General features: G+C 67.9%; 16 protein-coding genes. 7 read left to right on the top strand and 9 right to left on the bottom strand.

Features of this window, described 5'->3' with window-relative positions; translation table 11 throughout:
• Window positions 1–127: 127 nt before the first annotated feature.
• Window positions 128–2089: a PEP/pyruvate-binding domain-containing protein gene (locus CLU95_RS12760; RefSeq protein WP_373670036.1), complete on the top strand. Its 1962-nt coding sequence runs from the start codon at window positions 128–130 to the stop codon at window positions 2087–2089.
• Between the two features lie 16 nt (window positions 2090–2105).
• Here the strand turns inward: CLU95_RS12760 and CLU95_RS12755 are convergent, their stop codons facing one another.
• A complete protein-coding gene (locus tag CLU95_RS12755) occupies window positions 2106–3005 on the bottom strand; it encodes an MBL fold metallo-hydrolase (protein ID WP_099793592.1) in 900 nt (299 codons plus the stop codon).
• Window positions 3006–3100: 95 nt separating this feature from the next.
• Here CLU95_RS12755 and CLU95_RS12750 point away from each other — a divergent pair, with 95 nt between their 5' ends.
• Genes CLU95_RS12750 through CLU95_RS12740 form a run of 3 tightly spaced genes read left to right on the top strand, consistent with a single transcriptional unit; the run spans window position 3101 to window position 4298 of the window.
• Window positions 3101–3424 (top strand): ArsR/SmtB family transcription factor, encoded by a 324-nt coding sequence (locus CLU95_RS12750; RefSeq protein ID WP_099793590.1) that lies wholly within the window; start codon window positions 3101–3103, stop codon window positions 3422–3424.
• Window positions 3425–3426: 2 nt separating this feature from the next.
• Window positions 3427–3864 (top strand): YeeE/YedE family protein, encoded by a 438-nt coding sequence (locus CLU95_RS12745; protein WP_099793588.1) that lies wholly within the window; start codon window positions 3427–3429, stop codon window positions 3862–3864.
• A 17-nt stretch (window positions 3865–3881) separates the two neighbouring features.
• Entirely contained in the window at window positions 3882–4298 is a 417-nt protein-coding gene (locus CLU95_RS12740; RefSeq protein WP_099793587.1) for a DUF6691 family protein, read from the top strand.
• 21 nt (window positions 4299–4319) lie between these two features.
• On the opposite strand, the gene CLU95_RS12735 is transcribed toward CLU95_RS12740, so the two are convergent.
• The 3 genes from CLU95_RS12735 to CLU95_RS12725 form a co-directional block, all read right to left on the bottom strand.
• Window positions 4320–6287: a TRAP transporter large permease gene (locus CLU95_RS12735; RefSeq protein ID WP_099793585.1), complete on the bottom strand. Its 1968-nt coding sequence runs from the start codon at window positions 6285–6287 to the stop codon at window positions 4320–4322.
• Complete coding sequence (locus CLU95_RS12730) at window positions 6284–6904, bottom strand: TRAP transporter small permease subunit (protein ID WP_099793583.1); 621 nt, start codon at window positions 6902–6904, stop codon at window positions 6284–6286. The genes CLU95_RS12735 and CLU95_RS12730 overlap by 4 nt, the downstream gene beginning before the upstream one ends.
• A gap of 90 nt (window positions 6905–6994) precedes the next feature.
• Complete coding sequence (locus tag CLU95_RS12725; RefSeq protein WP_099793581.1) at window positions 6995–8110, bottom strand: TRAP transporter substrate-binding protein; 1116 nt, start codon at window positions 8108–8110, stop codon at window positions 6995–6997.
• Window positions 8111–8329: 219 nt separating this feature from the next.
• Here CLU95_RS12725 and CLU95_RS12720 point away from each other — a divergent pair, with 219 nt between their 5' ends.
• Window positions 8330–8740, top strand: coding sequence for a rhodanese-like domain-containing protein (locus CLU95_RS12720; RefSeq protein WP_099793579.1), 411 nt, complete (start codon window positions 8330–8332; stop codon window positions 8738–8740).
• A 15-nt stretch (window positions 8741–8755) separates the two neighbouring features.
• Here the strand turns inward: CLU95_RS12720 and CLU95_RS12715 are convergent, their stop codons facing one another.
• Window positions 8756–9028 (bottom strand): DUF4242 domain-containing protein, encoded by a 273-nt coding sequence (locus CLU95_RS12715; RefSeq protein WP_099793577.1) that lies wholly within the window; start codon window positions 9026–9028, stop codon window positions 8756–8758.
• A gap of 129 nt (window positions 9029–9157) precedes the next feature.
• Here CLU95_RS12715 and CLU95_RS12710 point away from each other — a divergent pair, with 129 nt between their 5' ends.
• Window positions 9158–10111: an AraC family transcriptional regulator gene (locus CLU95_RS12710; protein WP_099793575.1), complete on the top strand. Its 954-nt coding sequence runs from the start codon at window positions 9158–9160 to the stop codon at window positions 10109–10111.
• Between the two features lie 12 nt (window positions 10112–10123).
• Here CLU95_RS12710 and lysM read toward each other — a convergent pair whose 3' ends face one another.
• Window positions 10124–10585 carry a peptidoglycan-binding protein LysM gene (lysM, locus tag CLU95_RS12705; RefSeq protein WP_099793573.1) on the bottom strand — a complete coding sequence of 154 codons (462 nt, stop codon included), beginning with the start codon at window positions 10583–10585 and terminating at the stop codon, window positions 10124–10126.
• A gap of 134 nt (window positions 10586–10719) precedes the next feature.
• On the opposite strand from lysM, the gene CLU95_RS12700 reads away from it, so the two are divergent.
• Window positions 10720–11493 carry a type III pantothenate kinase gene (locus tag CLU95_RS12700; RefSeq protein ID WP_099793571.1) on the top strand — a complete coding sequence of 258 codons (774 nt, stop codon included), beginning with the start codon at window positions 10720–10722 and terminating at the stop codon, window positions 11491–11493.
• Between the two features lie 3 nt (window positions 11494–11496).
• Here the strand turns inward: CLU95_RS12700 and CLU95_RS12695 are convergent, their stop codons facing one another.
• The 3 genes from CLU95_RS12695 to CLU95_RS12685 are packed head-to-tail and all read right to left on the bottom strand — an operon-like array spanning window position 11497 to window position 14607.
• Window positions 11497–12846: a serine hydrolase domain-containing protein gene (locus tag CLU95_RS12695; RefSeq protein ID WP_099793570.1), complete on the bottom strand. Its 1350-nt coding sequence runs from the start codon at window positions 12844–12846 to the stop codon at window positions 11497–11499.
• Window positions 12847–12905: 59 nt separating this feature from the next.
• Window positions 12906–13721, bottom strand: a complete 816-nt coding sequence (locus CLU95_RS12690; RefSeq protein ID WP_099793568.1) for a crotonase/enoyl-CoA hydratase family protein — start codon at window positions 13719–13721, stop codon at window positions 12906–12908.
• 37 nt (window positions 13722–13758) lie between these two features.
• Complete coding sequence (locus CLU95_RS12685; protein WP_099793566.1) at window positions 13759–14607, bottom strand: 3-hydroxybutyryl-CoA dehydrogenase; 849 nt, start codon at window positions 14605–14607, stop codon at window positions 13759–13761.
• Window positions 14608–14708 lie beyond the last annotated feature (101 nt).

Here is a 14708-nt window from a genome sequence, read left to right as displayed (position 1 = left end):
GGCGGGCCGACAGCGAGAATTCACAGTTGTCGGCAACAAGGGAGGGAGCCCCATGAAGAACGAATCCAACAGGAAGAAGACGGACGGCGCGGCACTGGCGTGGCTGTCGGGCCTGGCGCTGTGCGTCATGGCCGTCGCGCCCGCACCGGCCGACGCGCAGCTCGCGCGCAAGCCGTCGTACTACCAGCAGCAAACCCCGCTGCAGCCCGAAGGGCCCGCCGCGCAACTGGTGCCGCGCCCCGCCGTGCCGGCCTCGTTGCCGGCGCTGCGCAGCCAGGGCGATTTCGACATGCTGGCGCGCGTCTACGACGCCGGCACGCCTATGCAGCTGGCCCATGTGCTGTTCGCGATCGACCGGCAGGCCAAGCCGGCGCGCATGCACTACATCGACACGCCGCGCTTCCAGCTGCACGTGCGCTTCCTGCGCGACACGCGGCTCACGCCGAACACCCTCAAGCGCGAGATCGATCGCAACTACCTCGTGCCCGACCGCCGCTTCCTGTTCGGCACGCTGAGCTGGCAGCAGAACATCGGCACCTTCACCTACGAGTTCTGGGAAGGCGACCGGCTCACGGTGCCCTTGCTGCGCGAGGCCGAGGCGCAGGTGAAGGCCAGCTTCTTCGCGCCAGTGAAGTTCAAGACCAACTCCACGCTGCACGAACGCATCGCGAAGGAGGCCGGCATCGACTTCGTGAGCCAGGAGGCGCTGATCCGCGAACAGCCCTTCCTGCCGATGAACCTCGGCACCGCCACGGGCCGCGTGCGCATCGTGAACGACGCCTCGGGCCTGAATGCGCTGCTGCCCGACGACATCGCCGTGCTGCGCGAGGTGCCGATCAACCTGCCGCCGGTGGCCGGCGTGCTGACCGAACGGCCGTCTACGGCGCTGTCGCACGTCAACCTGCTGGCCAAGGGCTGGGGCATTCCGAACGCCTACGTGCGCGATGCCGCCACGGTGTTGAAGGCGCACGCGGGCCAGTGGGTGGCGCTGAAGGTCGCGGCCTCGGGCTACCAGCTGCGCCGCCTCACGGCAGAAGAAATCGCCGCGCTGCCGCCACGCGCCGTGCGTGCCGCTGCCACCGGCGCGCTGCCCGGCAGCGGCAAGGCCGCGAAGCCCGACCTGCGTGAGACGCGCCTGCTGCCGCTGGCCTCGCTGCGTGCGCGCAGCAGCGTGCAGTGCGGCTCGAAGGCGGCCAACCTCGGCGCCGTGCTGGCTGCGCGCATTCCCTCGACCACCGTGCCCGACGGCTTCTGCATTCCGTTCGCGCACTACGACCGCTTCATGCGATCGAACGGGCTGGCCGAGCGCATCGCGCGCATGCAGCAGCAACCCGGCTTCGCGGGCGACCCGCAGGTGCGGCAGAAGGCACTGGCGCAGCTGCGCGACGAGATCGTGCAGTGGCCTGTCGATGCGGGCACCGCGGCGGCGTGGCGCGCCGCGTGGCAATCGCAGCTGGGTGGGGGCGGCGTGTTCGTGCGCAGCTCGTCCAACTCGGAAGACCTGCCGGGCTTCAGCGGTGCGGGGCTCTACACGACGGTGCCCAACGTGAAGACCGGTGACGCGCTCGAGCTCGCGGTGAAGAAGGTCTGGGCCTCGGTGTTCAACCCCGAGGCCTGGGAGGCGCGCAGCGCCGCGGGCTTCGGCGCAGAGTCGGTGTTGATGGGCGTCTTCGTGCAGACCGCCATCGACTCGACCAACGCCGGCGTGATGATCACGCGCGACCCCTTCGACGCGGGCCACCCGCACGTCACCTACATCTCGGCCAAGCGCGGCATCGGCATCCGCGTGGTCGAGGGCCAGCGCGTGGCGGAGCAGGTGATGTATTCGAGCTGGTCCAAAGCCATCCAGGTGCTGAGCCGCTCGGCCGAAGAGACGGCGCTGCAGCTGGACAAGGACGGCGGCGTGAAGGAAGTGCCCGTGGAGCTGGGCCGCCACGTGCTGACCGATGAGCTGGTGGTGCGGCTCGCGAACGTGGGCGCGGCGGTGAAGCGCACGTTCAATGCGGTCGACCAGGACATCGAGTGGGCGACGGTGGGCGACAAGATCGTGCTGCTGCAGGCGCGGCCGTATGTGGAGCGGCGGCGCTAGCTAGTCAGCAGCGCCGTCAGGCCGCCGTGGCGCGCGGGCGATGCCCCGCCAGCGTGTTCAAGGGAATGCGCAGGTAGGCCACGCCGTTGTCGTCGGGCGGCGGCAGCCGGCCGCCGCGCACGTTGACCTGCATCGACGGCAGGATCAGCGTCGGCACTTCGAGCGTGGCGTCGCGCGCGGTGCGCATGCGCACGAATTCGTCTTCGCCGATGCCGTCGCGCACGTGGATGTTGTGGGCGCGCTGCTGCGCCACGGTGCTTTGCCAGCGCGGCTCGCGCGTGGCGGGCGGGTAGTCGTGGCAGACGTACACGGTGGTCTCGGGCGGCAGCGCGAGCAGCCGGCGCATCGAGCGGTAGAGCTCGCGCGCGTCGCCGCCCGGAAAGTCGGCGCGCGCGCTGCCCAGGTCGGGCATGAAGAGCGTGTCGCCCACGAAAACTGCGCCGTCGACGAGGTACGCCATGTCGGCCGGCGTGTGGCCGGGCACGCGCAGGGCCTGCGCCTCGATCTCGCCGATGCGAAAGCGCTCGCCGTCCTTGAAGAGGTGGTCGAACTGGCTGCCGTCGGGCAGGAAGTCGCGCTCCAGGTTGTAGAGGCTGCGGAAGGTGGCCTGTACCGTGCGGATGTGCTCGCCGATGGCGATGCGCCCGCCGGCCTGCGACTGCACATGGCGAGCGCCCGAGAGGTGGTCGGCGTGCGCGTGGGTCTCCAGAATCCAGTCGACCTGCAAGGCCTGCGCACGCACGTACGCCAGCAGGCGATCGGCCGAGACGGTGTCGGTGTGACCGGATCGGAAGTCGTAGTCGAGCACCGGGTCGATGACGGCGGCGCGCTTCGTGGCGGGGTCCCACACCACGTAGGACACCGTGCCCGTCGCGGGGTCGAAGAACGCCTGGGTGGTGGCGCGGGGCGTGGTCATGGGCACTCCTTTCGCGAACGAGGGCTGACGCTCATTCAAGCGATCAATATTATATGAATTGATAGAATATAAATTCCAGAACTGAGAATGTCCCCATGAAGGCTTCGACCCTCGTCATCGATCCCGCGCAGTTGCGCGGTGCGGCCGGCCAGGCGGTCGCCGTGCTCAAGCTGCTGGCCAACGAAGACCGGCTGCTGCTGCTGTGCCAGCTCTCGCAGGGCGAGATGTGCGTGAGCGATCTCGAAAGCGCGCTGGGCATCCGCCAGCCCACCTTGTCGCAGCAACTGTCGGTGCTGCGCACCGAAGGCGTGGTGACCACGCGCCGCGAAGGCAAGAACATCCACTACAGCGTGGCCGACCCCGCGCTGCTCGAAATTCTTGCGGTGCTCTACCGCCTCTACTGCCCGCAGGAGAACTGAAGATGCCCACCATCGACTGGCCTCATTTCACGCCCTGGGCCGCATTGGCCGGCGGCGTGCTCATCGGACTTTCCGCGGCGATGTTCGTGCTGCTCAACGGGCGCATCGCCGGCATCAGCGGCGTGCTGGGCGGCTTGCTGCGCCCCATGAAGGGCGACGTGACCTGGCGCGCGGCCTTCGTGCTCGGGCTGGTCGGCGCACCGTTCGTCTATGGGCTGTTCACCGCGCTGCCCGCGGTACAGATCGACGCGGGCTACGGCACGCTCGCGCTGGCCGGGCTGCTGGTGGGCGTGGGCACGCGCTATGGCGCGGGCTGCACCAGCGGCCACGGCGTGTGCGGGCTGGCGCGGCGGTCGCCGCGTTCGCTGGTCGCCACGCTGGCGTTCATGGCCGCGGGGTTCGCCACGGTGTTCGTGGTGCGCCACCTGTTGAATCTGTGAACCGGGAGCGACCTGCCATGTGGACCGCCATTGCCTCCTTGTTCTCAGGCCTTGTCTTCGGGCTCGGCCTCATCGTCTCCGGCATGGCCAATCCGGCCAAGGTGCTGGGCTTTCTCGACCTGGGCGGGGCTTGGGACCCGTCGCTCGCCTTCGTGATGGGCGGTGCGGTGGCGGTGAGCGCCGTGGGCTTTTTGCTCGCGGGCCGTCGCAAGGCCTCGCTGCTCGGCGGGCCGATCACGCTGCCCAGCCTGCGCCACATCGACCGCCGCCTCGTCGGCGGCAGCCTGCTGTTCGGCGTCGGCTGGGGCATCGCGGGCTTCTGCCCCGGGCCCGCGCTGGTGTCGCTCGGCTCGGGCGAGGTCAAGGCGCTGGTCTTCGTGGGCGCCATGCTGTTGGGCATGGGCCTGTTCGAAGTGATCGAGCGCCGCCGCTGAGCAACGCCCGGCGCCGTCTGCTTACTTGTAGAGCAGCTGCGGCAGCCACAGACCGATCTGCGGCCAGATGTACAGCAGCACGATCGCCAGCACCTGGATGCCCATGAACGGCAGCATGCCCAGGAAGATCTGGTTCAGCGTGACGTGCGACGGGCTCACGCCCTTCAGGTAGAAGGCCGCCATCGCCACCGGCGGCGACAGGAACGCCGTCTGCAGGTTCAGCGCCACCAGCAGCCCGAAGAACAGCGGGTCGACACCGAAGTTGTCCAGCAGCGGGATGAAGATGGGCATGAAGATCACGATGATCTCGGTCCACTCCAGCGGCCAGCCCAGCAGGAAGATGATGACCTGGCTCAGGATCAGGAACTGAACCTTCGTGAGGTTCATGCTCAGCACCCACTGTTCCACCAGCGCCTGGCCGCCCAGCAGCGCGAAGGCCGCCGAGAAGATGGCCGAGCCGACAAATAGCCAGCACACCATCGCCGAGGTCTTGGCCGTGAGGAAGACCGATTCCTTCAGCACCGTGAGGTTGAGCCGTCGGTAGGCCGCAGCCAGCAGCATGCCCCCCAGCGCGCCCATGGCGGCGGCCTCGGTCGGCGTGGCCAGGCCCAGCACGATCGAGCCCAGCACCGAGAGGATCAGCAGCACCAGCGGGAAGAACGAGGCCAAGAGCATCTTGAAGATCTCGAGCCGCGCGAAACTCAGGAACAGGTAGAACAGCGTGACCATCGCGCCGAAGACGGCGAAGGTGACCCACCACCAGGTCGGCGCAGGGCGCACCGTGGCACCTTCGGCCGGGGCCGACGATGCGGCGGCCGGCGGTTCCGCGACAGCGGCTGCAGGTGCGGCGGCTTCGGCAGCGGCACCGGGCGGTTCCGCCAGCGGGCCAGAAGACGCGGCCGTCTCTTCTGACGGCGGCTCTTGCAGCCCGCCTTCGGGAGGCGGTTCCTTCAGGCTGTCGTTCGACGGGGGCTCCTGCAAGCCGCCCGCGCTGCTCTCGCCGCTGGCCGCTCCGGCCGCGCCGATCTCCTGGATCTCGTAGCGTGCCTGCGCCTCCACCGTGGTCACCGCCTGGTAGCTCAGGCCCGCGGCCAGCAGGAAGAGCACGCCGGGCATCACGACGATGCCCAGTTGCTTCAGCACATGCGAGAACGGCACGTCGGCATTGCGGCGGCCTTTCAGCAGGCCGACCACCGCGTGCGCGGCGGGGCTGTCGGCCAGCCGCTGCGACAGCGGCGGCAGCGGCACCACGCGCTCGGCCTGCGACAGCGGCGGCGCCCACTGCGGCTTGAACCACGCGATGATGATCACGTACACCACGTACAGCGACGCGAGCATCAGCCCCGGAAAGAAGGCGCCCGCATACAGCTGCACCACCGACACGCCCGCCGTCGCGCCGTACACGATCAGCAGCACCGACGGCGGAATCAGGATGCCCAGGCAGCCGCCCGCCGTGATCGCGCCTGCGGCCAGCGGCACGCTGTAGCCTGCGCGCAGCATGGCCGGCAGCGCCAGCAGGCCCATCAGCGTGACCACTGCGCCGACGATGCCGGTCGCGGTGGCGAAGATGGTGCAGGTGACCAGCGTCGCCACGGCCAGCGCGCCGGGCAGCCGCGCGAGCGCCAGGTGCAGGCTCTTGAACAGCGACTCGATGAGGTTCGCGCGCTCCACCAGGTAGCCCATGAAGACGAACAGCGGCACGGCGATCAGCACGTCGTTGGCCATGGTCTTGTAGGCCGACTGCACCATCAGGTCGAGCGTGCGGTGCCAGTCGCGGTCGTAGGCCAGCCAGGTGAAGAGCATGCCCATGCCCATCAGCGTGAACGCCGTGGGAAAGCCCAGCATGATCGCCACCACGACGAGCGAGAGCATCAACAGGCCCAGGTGGCCGTTGGTGATGGTGTCGGCGCTCAGCAGCATGGCTGCCGCGCCGACGACGATGAGGGCCATGAACGACAGGCCGAACCAGAGTTCGCGGCGGATGTTCATCGCGCGGCCTCCTTGGCCACCACCACGCGGTCGAGCGCGGCGATGTCTTCGTCCTTCACGTGCACCATCTCCTTGAGCTTCTCGACGTCGACTTCCTCGACGTCCTGCTCGCGCGACGGCCAGGCGCCGGTGCGGATGCACTGCACGCAGCGGATGATCTCGACCAGGCCCTGCAACAGCAGCGTGAAGCCGGCCAGCGGAATGATGTACTTGAACGGATACAGCGGCAGCGGCTCGGCCGAGAAGGTCTGCTCGCGGATGGCCAGCGACTCGCCCGCATAGACCCAGCCGGCCCAGGTCAGCGCGATGATGCCCGGCAGGAAGAACAGAAAGTAGAGCACCAGGTCGACCAGCGCCTGCGTGCGGGGGCGAAAGAAACCGTAGAGCACGTCACCGCGCACATGGCCGTTCTTCGAGAGCGTGTACGCGCCCGCGGTCATGAACATGGCGCCGTACAACATGATCTGCGCGTCGAGCACCCAGGCGTGCGGGCGGTTCAGCGCATAGCGCGAGAACACCTCCCAGCTGATGAGCAGCGTGAGCAGCAGCGCGCACCACGAGAACGTCTTGCCGATCCAGGTCGAGAACCGGTCGACGGCCAACAGGAAAGATTGCATCGAAAAGGGCTCCTCGCTGCGGGCGGCGCCGCGCGGACAGGCAAGCAAAGAGGGCACCGCGCGGGTGCCCCCTCGAGTCGGCGGACGGCCTCAGGCCTTCTTGGCCTTGGCGCCGAAGTAGTGGTTGTAGGCCATCTTGAAATCGACCGTGTAGTCGTTCTGCCATTGGCCCGCGCGTTCGGCAAAGGCCTTCTGCGAGTCGAGCACCTTCTTGAACATCGGGTTCTCGGCCGACTTCTTGGCCACCGTCTTGTCCCACGAGGCCAGCTGCGCGCGCAGGATGGCGTCGGGCGTCTTGTAGAACTTGATGCCGGCCTTCTTGAGCTCGATGTAGTCCTGCGAGTTGCGCTGGATCGCCTTCCAGCTCATGTCGGCGCTCGCGGCCTGCACCGCGTAGTCGATGATCGACTTGAGCTCGGTCGGCAGCGCCGTGAGCTTGGCCTTGTTGAAGAGGATCTCGAACTGCTCGCCCGACTGGTGAAAGCTCTGCAGCATGCAGTTCTTCGCCACGTCGGGAAAGCCCAGCACGCGGTCGCTCGAGGCGTTGTTGAACTCGGCCGCGTCGATCAGCCCGCGGTCCAGCGCCGGCACGATCTCGCCGCCGGGCAGCGGGTTCACGGCCGTGCCCATGTCGGTGAACACGTCCACCGCCAGGCCCACGGTGCGGAACTTCAGGCCCTTCATGTCCTCGACCTTGGCCACCGGCTTCTTGAACCAGCCCAGCGGCTGCGTGGGCATGGGGCCGTACAGGTACGACGCCACGTCCAGGTTCAGGCTCTTGTAGATCTCGTCGATCAGCGCCTTGCCGCCGCCGTAGTTGTGCCAGGCCAGGACCATGTTGGCGTCCATGCCGAAGCCCGGGCCCGACCCCCACAGCGCGAGCGCGGAGTTCTTGCCGTACCAGTACGCGACCACGCCGTGGCCGCCGTCGAGCGTGCCCTTGGCCACCGCGTCGAGCAGCTGGAAGGCGGGCACCACCGAGCCGGCGGGCAGCACTTCGATCTTGAGGCGGTTGCCCGCCATGTCGTTCACCTTCTTGGCGAAGTCCTGTGCGTACTCGTGGAAGATGTCCTTCGCCGGCCAGGTGCTCTGGAAACGCAGCGAGGTGGTTTGGGCCATGCTGACCATCGGCGCGGACATGGCGCCTGCGGCCACTGCCGCGCCTTTGAGAAGGCTGCGACGGCGGGGCGATTTGCTGTCTGTCATGTGTCTCTCTCCATCCAGTTCTCTGATCGGAACACCCAGGCCGTCTTCTTGGCGTTATGGTTCGACTGGCCGCGACCGCCATCTTTGGCGCGTCACCCCCCGCGACAAACAGGGTTTTCACGAACCGGTGAAAAATTCCATCATCTGGCGTGCAGATCGATCGCCCCCAGCCGCCAAAGGCTCCGGGCTAACCCTAGAAATTGGAAAGAAAACGCGAACATGAGTGAACCCGTTGGAGAAAAAGGCTACGCCGGCGACGTGACGCCCGAACAAGCGGCGCAGTGGATGGCCAGCGGCGAGGCCGTGCTGGTCGATGTGCGCACCGACGCCGAGCGCGAATGGGTCGGTTACGTGCCCGGCGCCGTGCCGCTGGCCTGGAAGCAGTGGCCGGGCATGGCGCTCAACCCGGCCTTCGACGACGGCGTGCGCGCCGCTGCAGAGGGCGGCAAGAAGCTGGTGCTGCTGTGCCGCAGCGGTGTGCGCTCGATCGCCGCGGCGAAGCGGGCGACCGAGCTGGGCGCGCAGGCCTACAACATCCTCGAAGGCTTCGAGGGCAACCCGGACGAGAGCGGGCACCGCGGGTTGATCGGCGGCTGGCGCAAGCGCGGGCTGCCCTGGCGCCAGAACTAGAGAGCGCCGCTCGCCTCACTCGGACGTGGCCGGGTCGATCACGCTGTACACCCGGTCCACACGGTTGGCCGGGAAGCCACCGAGCTCCGCGTGCCGGCGCACCAGGGCCTCGTCGGTCGCCTGGTAGACGCAGTAGATCCGGTCGTCCGTCACGTAGCTGTGGATCCACTGGATGTCAGCGCCCATGCTGTTGAGCACGCCGCAGGATTTCTGCGAGATGGCCTTGAGATCCGACGGCGTGAACTTGCCGGCGCCGGGGATGTCTCGCTCGATAACGAATTTGGGCATGGCGGTACTCCTGTCTAGAATCGGCCGAAGGTGACCAGGTCCTATGGTGCCGACGCGCAGCCGCTCGGCATTGCCCGTCTCGCCGGACTTGTTGACCGAAACCCCGCCCTCGCTTGCCGGGAGGTGACCATGGATGTCTTGTCGGACGTGCTTCGGACCATCCGCCTGGAGGGTGCGCTGTTCCTGAACGGGGACATGTATGCACCCTGGTGTTTCAAGGTACCCAAGGGAACAGACATCGCGCAAGTGCTCAGGCCCGGCGCGCAGCGGCTGGCCATCTGCCACCTGGTGTTGCAAGGCGAATGCTGGGCCCAGGTCGACGGCGAGGCGCCGGTCCGCGCGTGCGCCGGCGACGTGATCGCCGTGCCGCATGGCGACTCGCATGCGCTGGGCAGTGGCCTGCAGCATGCGGCCATCGACATGTCGCATGTGGTGAGTCCGAGGGCGCCCGAGCTGGAGCGCATCCGCTACGGCGGCCAGGGCGATCGCACGGTGCTGGTCTGCAGCTGGTTCGCGTACGAAGGCGACGCGCCGAATCCTGTCATGGCGAACATTCCGCGTCTGTTCACCACGCCGCTGCGCAGCAGGCCGGCGGGCCCATGGATCGAGCAGTCGGTCCACTTCGTGTTGGGTGATGCGCCGTTGCACACGCCCGGCTCGGAGATGGTCGCGGCCAAGGTGGCGGAAGTGCTGTTCACCGAAGTGCTGCGCGGCTACATCGAATCCATGCCCGCCAACAACCCTGGCTGGCTGGCGGGGCTGCGCGACCCCCACGTGAGCCGCTGCCTGGCGCTGATGCACGCCGAGCCCGCGCGCAACTGGACGGTCGACGCACTGGCACACGAAACCCACACCTCGCGCAGCGTGCTGGCGGACCGCTTCACCGAACTGGTGGGCGCGCCGCCCATGCACTACCTGGCGCGCTGGCGCATGATTCTGGCCGCCGGCATGCTGCGCAAGGACCAGGGCAACCTGGCGCGCATTGCCGAAGGCGTGGGCTACGAATCGGAAGCCGCTTTCAACCGCGCGTTCAAGCGCGAGTACGGGGTGTCGCCAGGCGCCTGGCGACAGAACGGCGCCTAGCGATGCGCGCGATCAGAGCGCGGGAATGCGCAGCTTCTGCCCCGGATAGATCTTGTCCGGGTGCGACAGCATCGGCTTGTTCGCCTCGAAGATCGCGTTGTACTTGTTGGCGTCGCCGTAGTACTTCTTCGAGATGGCCGAGAGCGTGTCGCCGCGCACCACGTCGTGGTACTGCGCAGGCGGCGCGGCCGGTGCGACGAGGTTGTTGTCCACGCTCGTCACGTTGGCCACGTTGCCCGCGGCCAGCGAGGCTTTTTCGCTGGCTTCCTGCGAGGGCGCCTGGCCGGCGAGGGTGACCACGCCGCTGCTTGCCACGTAGGTCACCTCGAAGGCGGTGAGGCCCAGGTTCTGCGTCTCGATGTAGGTCTTGATGGCCGCAGCGGCTGCCGTGTTCGCATCGGGCGTGGCCGCTTCGGCCGACGAACCGCCGAACAGTTTTTCGCCGGCCTCCTTGATGAAGCTGAGCAATCCCATGGTGTTCTCCTTGTGCCGTGGTGGATGGAAAAGGCGAATGTAGCGGCCGAATCGACGCCGTCCGCGTAGGCCCATGCCGCGACTGTCAAAGAGGCGCCAGCAGGAATAACCACAAAGTCGCAATAATCGCGCGCATGTCTTCCCCCTTCCTCGCCATCGACATCGGCAACACCCGGCTCAAGTGGGCGCTGTACGAGGGGGCTTTCCCCGGTGCGGCACTGCAGGCCCATGGTGCCGAGTTTCTCGACCACATCGAACGCCTGGCCGACGGCCCCTGGGCCGACCTGCCCGCGCCCGGCTCCATGCTGGGCTGCGTGGTGGCCGGCGACACGCTGCGGCGGCGCGCCGAAGAGCAGATCACCGAGCGCTTCGACTGCACGCCGCGCTGGGTGGTGTCGAGCGCGGGCGAGGCCGGCATCGTGAACGGCTACGACCATCCCACGCGACTGGGTGCCGACCGCTTCGTGGCGATGATCGGTGCGCGCCACCGCATGCTGTCGCAAGGGCCCGAGCGGCCGATGGTGGTGGTGCTGATCGGCACGGCCGTCACGGTCGAGGCGATCGATGCCAGCGGCAAGTTCCTGGGCGGCCTGATCCTGCCGGGCCACGGCATCATGCTGCGCGCGCTCGAATCGGGCACGGCGGGCCTGCACGTGCCCACCGGCGAGGTGCGCGAATTTCCCACCAACACCAGCGACGCACTGACCAGCGGCGGCACCTACGCCATCGCGGGCGCGGTCGAGCGCATGGTGCAGCACGTGCGCTCGCACTGCGGCGCCGAGCCGGCCTGCTTCATGACAGGCGGCGCGGGCTGGAAGATGGCGCCCGCCATGAACGGCGACTTCGAACTGGTCGAGAGCCTGATCATGGACGGCCTGCTCGTCATCGCGAAGCAGCGCGCCGGCTGAGCCTCAGGGCTTCATCAACGCCTCGCCCATGGCCTGGAAGGCGGGCAGGGTCAGCGGGTCGTTGCCCCCGTTCGCTGCGATCGGGTGCGCGGCGTAGCGCACGATCACCATCTCGGCCTTCGGATCGACATAGATGCTCTGGCCGTGGATGCCACGCGCCATGTACGCGCCATGCGGGTTGTGCGAGACCCACCACATGTTCCGGTAGCTCCAGCCCGGCAGCAGCGCGTAGCCGGCCTTTGCGAACTTGGCGGGGTCGGCGCCGCGCTGGATGTCGTCGACCACCGCCTTCGCAATGGCCTGTTGCCCGTTGGGCGCGCGACCACCGTTGCGCAGCGTCTCGCCGAAGCGTGCGATGTCGCGCAGCACGGTGTTCAGGCCGCCGCCGCCCGACTCGGTGCCGATGCGGTCGACCATGAAATACGCATCTTGCTCAGCGCCGATGCGGCGCCAGATCTTCTCGCTCAGCAGGTCGGCCAGCGAGCGGTTGGACGCGCGGCGCACGATCCAGGCCAGCACCTCGGCGTTGACCGTCTTGTAGGCAAAGGCGTCGCCGTGCGTGCCTTCCTTCTTGAGCGTGACCAGGAACTCGTAGAACGACTTCGGGCCCGTGTAGTTGGCGCCCTGCGTCAGCATGCCGCCGGCGCGCGCATAGTCCCAGACCTCGGCCTTCGGGTCGGCGTAGTTCTCGGAGTAGCGCACGCCGATGGTCATGTCCATCACCTGGCGCACCGTGGCGTCGCCGTAGGCCGTGTCCTTGAGCTCGGGCAGGTACTTGGTGACCGGCGCCGACGGGTCGATCGTGCCCTCCTGCGCAAGGATGGCTGCCAGCGTGCCCACGAACGACTTGGTGACCGACATCGCCAGGTGCGGGCGCTCGGGCGTGAGCGCGCCGAAGTACTTCTCGTAGACCACCTGGCCGCGGTGCAGCACCAGGATGCCGTCGGTGTAGGTGCGCGTGACCATCTGGCCGAAGGTCTGCGTCTCGCCGCCGCCCATGGGCTGGAAGCGCACGGCCTCGATGTCGAAGCGCGGCGTGGCCGCCGGCAGCGGGCTGGCGGCGCCGGGGCCGCGCCACACGTTGGCCGTGGGCACCGTCTCGCGCACGTGCGAGAAGGTCCAGCGGATGCGCGGGTACACGCCGCCGGCCGGATTGTCGAAGGTGAGCTGCTTGTCGGGCGGCGGCGGAAAGCCCTGCATCCAGCCCAGCGCCTCGACCGAGGTGGCGGCGGGATCGGGCAGCGCAGGCGGCGACGGGGTCTGGGCGAGGCTGGTGTTCACGGCAAGAAGGGTGAAGGCGGCGGCCAGCGCCGTGCGTTGAAAGAAGAAAAACGACGAAGAAGAAGAGGGCATGCAACGGGCTCCAGTGGACGACAGAAAGGGAACGGACACCAACAACGGCAGCAACGGGCTCAACGGCCGCTGAAACGCGCAGGCCGGCGCTCGATGAACGAGCGCACGCCCTCGGCCGCGTCCTCGCTGTTCGACAGGCGTTTCTGCGTCTCGATGAATTCCGCGACGGCCGCCAGCGGCCCGTGTTCGATCGCCTTGAGCACGTTGAGCCGCGTGGCCTGCACGGCCAGCGGCGCCTGGGCCGCGATGCGCTGCGCGATCTGCAGCGCAGTGTCGAGCTCCTGCCCGGCCGGCACCACCTTCTGCACGAAGTTCAGGCGATAGGCCTCGGCGCTGTCGAACTCGTCGGCCGTGAGCAGGTGCAGCATCGCGTTGCCCAGCCCCGCACGCTCGGCCATGCGCAGCGTGGCGCCGCCCGTGGCCATGATGCCGCGCTGCACTTCCATCTGCGAGAAGCGGCAGTTGTCGGCCGCCACCACGATGTCGGCGCCCAGCATCAGCTCGATGCCCACCGTGAAGCAGATGCCCTTGACGGCCGCCACCATCGGCTTGGTGCGGCGGCGGTAGCCCTCCAGGCCGAAGTCGTGCGGCTCCACCAGCCCGGCTGGAATCGCTTTTTCGCCGCGCTTCATGTACTCGGTGACCGCCGGCAGGTCCAGGCCCGCCGTGAAGTGGTCGCCGAAGGCATGCAGCACGCCCACGTGCAGGCTCGGGTCGTCGTCCAGCCGCGTGTAGGCCTCGGCCAGCTGCTTGAACATCGGCGGCGTCCAGCCGTTGCGCTTGGCAGGGCGGTTGATGCCGATCAGCAGCACGTGGTCGAGCACCTGCGTGTCGATGCAGCCTTCGGCGGGCGGGGTGGTGGGGGTGGCGGTCATGGCGTTGCTTGTCTCCTTGTTTTTATGGAATGCCGGATCAGTACGTGTAGACGCCGCGGCCCGTCTTGCGGCCCAGTTGGCCGGCGGCGACCATTTCCTTCAGCAGCGGGCAGGGGCGGTACTTGGAGTCGCCGAACTGCTCGAGGTACACCTCCATCACGGCCAGGCACACGTCCAGGCCGATCATGTCGGCCAGTGCCAGCGGGCCGATGGGCTGGTTGCAGCCCAGCTTCATGCCGGCGTCGATGTCCTCGGCCGTGGCCAGGCCTTCGGCCAGCACGAAGAAGGCCTCGTTGATCATCGGCACCAGGATGCGGTTGACCACGAAGCCCGGCGCGTTCTTCACCGTGATGGGCGACTTGCCCAGCTTCTCGGCCAGCGCCTTCACCGCGTCGTGCGTGGCGTCGCTCGTGAGGTAGCCGCGGATCAGCTCCACCAGCGCCATCATCGGCACCGGGTTGAAGAAGTGCATGCCGATGAAGCGGTCGGCGCGCGAGGTGGCGGCGGCCAGCTGCGTGATCGAGATCGACGAGGTGTTCGACGCGATGATCACCTCGGGGCCGACCAGATCGTCCACCTGCTTGAGGATCTTGAGCTTGAGCGCGTGGTTCTCGGTGGCGGCCTCGATGACGAGTTGCGCGCCCTTCAGGTCGTTGTAGTCGGTCGAGCCCTTGACCAGCGCCAGCGCGGCGGCCTTCTGCTCGGCCGTGAGCTTTTCCTTCTTGATGAGGCGGTCGAGGCTGCCCGAAATGGTGGCGATGCCCTTGTCGACGGCGGCCTGGGCCACGTCGATCATCACCACGTTGACACCCGACACCGCGCAGGCCTGGGCGATGCCGTTGCCCATGGTGCCGGCGCCGATGATGCCCACAGTTTGAATCGTCATGAAAAATGCTCCTTGAAACAAAAAAGAAAAGCGGAGGCGAGGGCGGGCGCAAGGCCGCCGTCGCGCAATGGCGGCAATTGTGAAGCAGCCCGGTGGGGCCG

Origin of the sequence: Variovorax sp. 54 (assembly GCF_002754375.1) — a bacterium.
GTDB lineage: Bacteria > Pseudomonadota > Gammaproteobacteria > Burkholderiales > Burkholderiaceae_C > Variovorax.
The sequence above is the reverse complement of the archived record's forward strand: the minus strand, read 5'-3'. Positions and strand labels throughout refer to the sequence as shown.

Excerpts from the sequence above, each read along its gene's own strand:
- CLU95_RS12695 (WP_099793570.1), bottom strand. The coding sequence starts at position 12,846 with ATGCCCTCTTCTTCTTCGTCGTTTTTCTTCTTTCAACGCACGGCGCTG.
- CLU95_RS12690 (WP_099793568.1), bottom strand. The coding sequence starts at position 13,721 with ATGACCGCCACCCCCACCACCCCGCCCGCCGAAGGCTGCATCGACACG.
- lysM (WP_099793573.1), bottom strand. The coding sequence starts at position 10,585 with ATGGGATTGCTCAGCTTCATCAAGGAGGCCGGCGAAAAACTGTTCGGC.
- CLU95_RS12725 (WP_099793581.1), bottom strand. The coding sequence starts at position 8,110 with ATGACAGACAGCAAATCGCCCCGCCGTCGCAGCCTTCTCAAAGGCGCG.
- CLU95_RS12710 (WP_099793575.1), top strand. The coding sequence starts at position 9,158 with ATGGATGTCTTGTCGGACGTGCTTCGGACCATCCGCCTGGAGGGTGCG.
- CLU95_RS12715 (WP_099793577.1), bottom strand. The coding sequence starts at position 9,028 with ATGCCCAAATTCGTTATCGAGCGAGACATCCCCGGCGCCGGCAAGTTC.
- CLU95_RS12700 (WP_099793571.1), top strand. The coding sequence starts at position 10,720 with ATGTCTTCCCCCTTCCTCGCCATCGACATCGGCAACACCCGGCTCAAG.
- CLU95_RS12755 (WP_099793592.1), bottom strand. The coding sequence starts at position 3,005 with ATGACCACGCCCCGCGCCACCACCCAGGCGTTCTTCGACCCCGCGACG.
- CLU95_RS12685 (WP_099793566.1), bottom strand. The coding sequence starts at position 14,607 with ATGACGATTCAAACTGTGGGCATCATCGGCGCCGGCACCATGGGCAAC.
- CLU95_RS12740 (WP_099793587.1), top strand. The coding sequence starts at position 3,882 with ATGTGGACCGCCATTGCCTCCTTGTTCTCAGGCCTTGTCTTCGGGCTC.
- CLU95_RS12735 (WP_099793585.1), bottom strand. The coding sequence starts at position 6,287 with ATGAACATCCGCCGCGAACTCTGGTTCGGCCTGTCGTTCATGGCCCTC.
- CLU95_RS12745 (WP_099793588.1), top strand. The coding sequence starts at position 3,427 with ATGCCCACCATCGACTGGCCTCATTTCACGCCCTGGGCCGCATTGGCC.
- CLU95_RS12760 (WP_373670036.1), top strand. The coding sequence starts at position 128 with ATGGCCGTCGCGCCCGCACCGGCCGACGCGCAGCTCGCGCGCAAGCCG.
- CLU95_RS12750 (WP_099793590.1), top strand. The coding sequence starts at position 3,101 with ATGAAGGCTTCGACCCTCGTCATCGATCCCGCGCAGTTGCGCGGTGCG.
- CLU95_RS12730 (WP_099793583.1), bottom strand. The coding sequence starts at position 6,904 with ATGCAATCTTTCCTGTTGGCCGTCGACCGGTTCTCGACCTGGATCGGC.
- CLU95_RS12720 (WP_099793579.1), top strand. The coding sequence starts at position 8,330 with ATGAGTGAACCCGTTGGAGAAAAAGGCTACGCCGGCGACGTGACGCCC.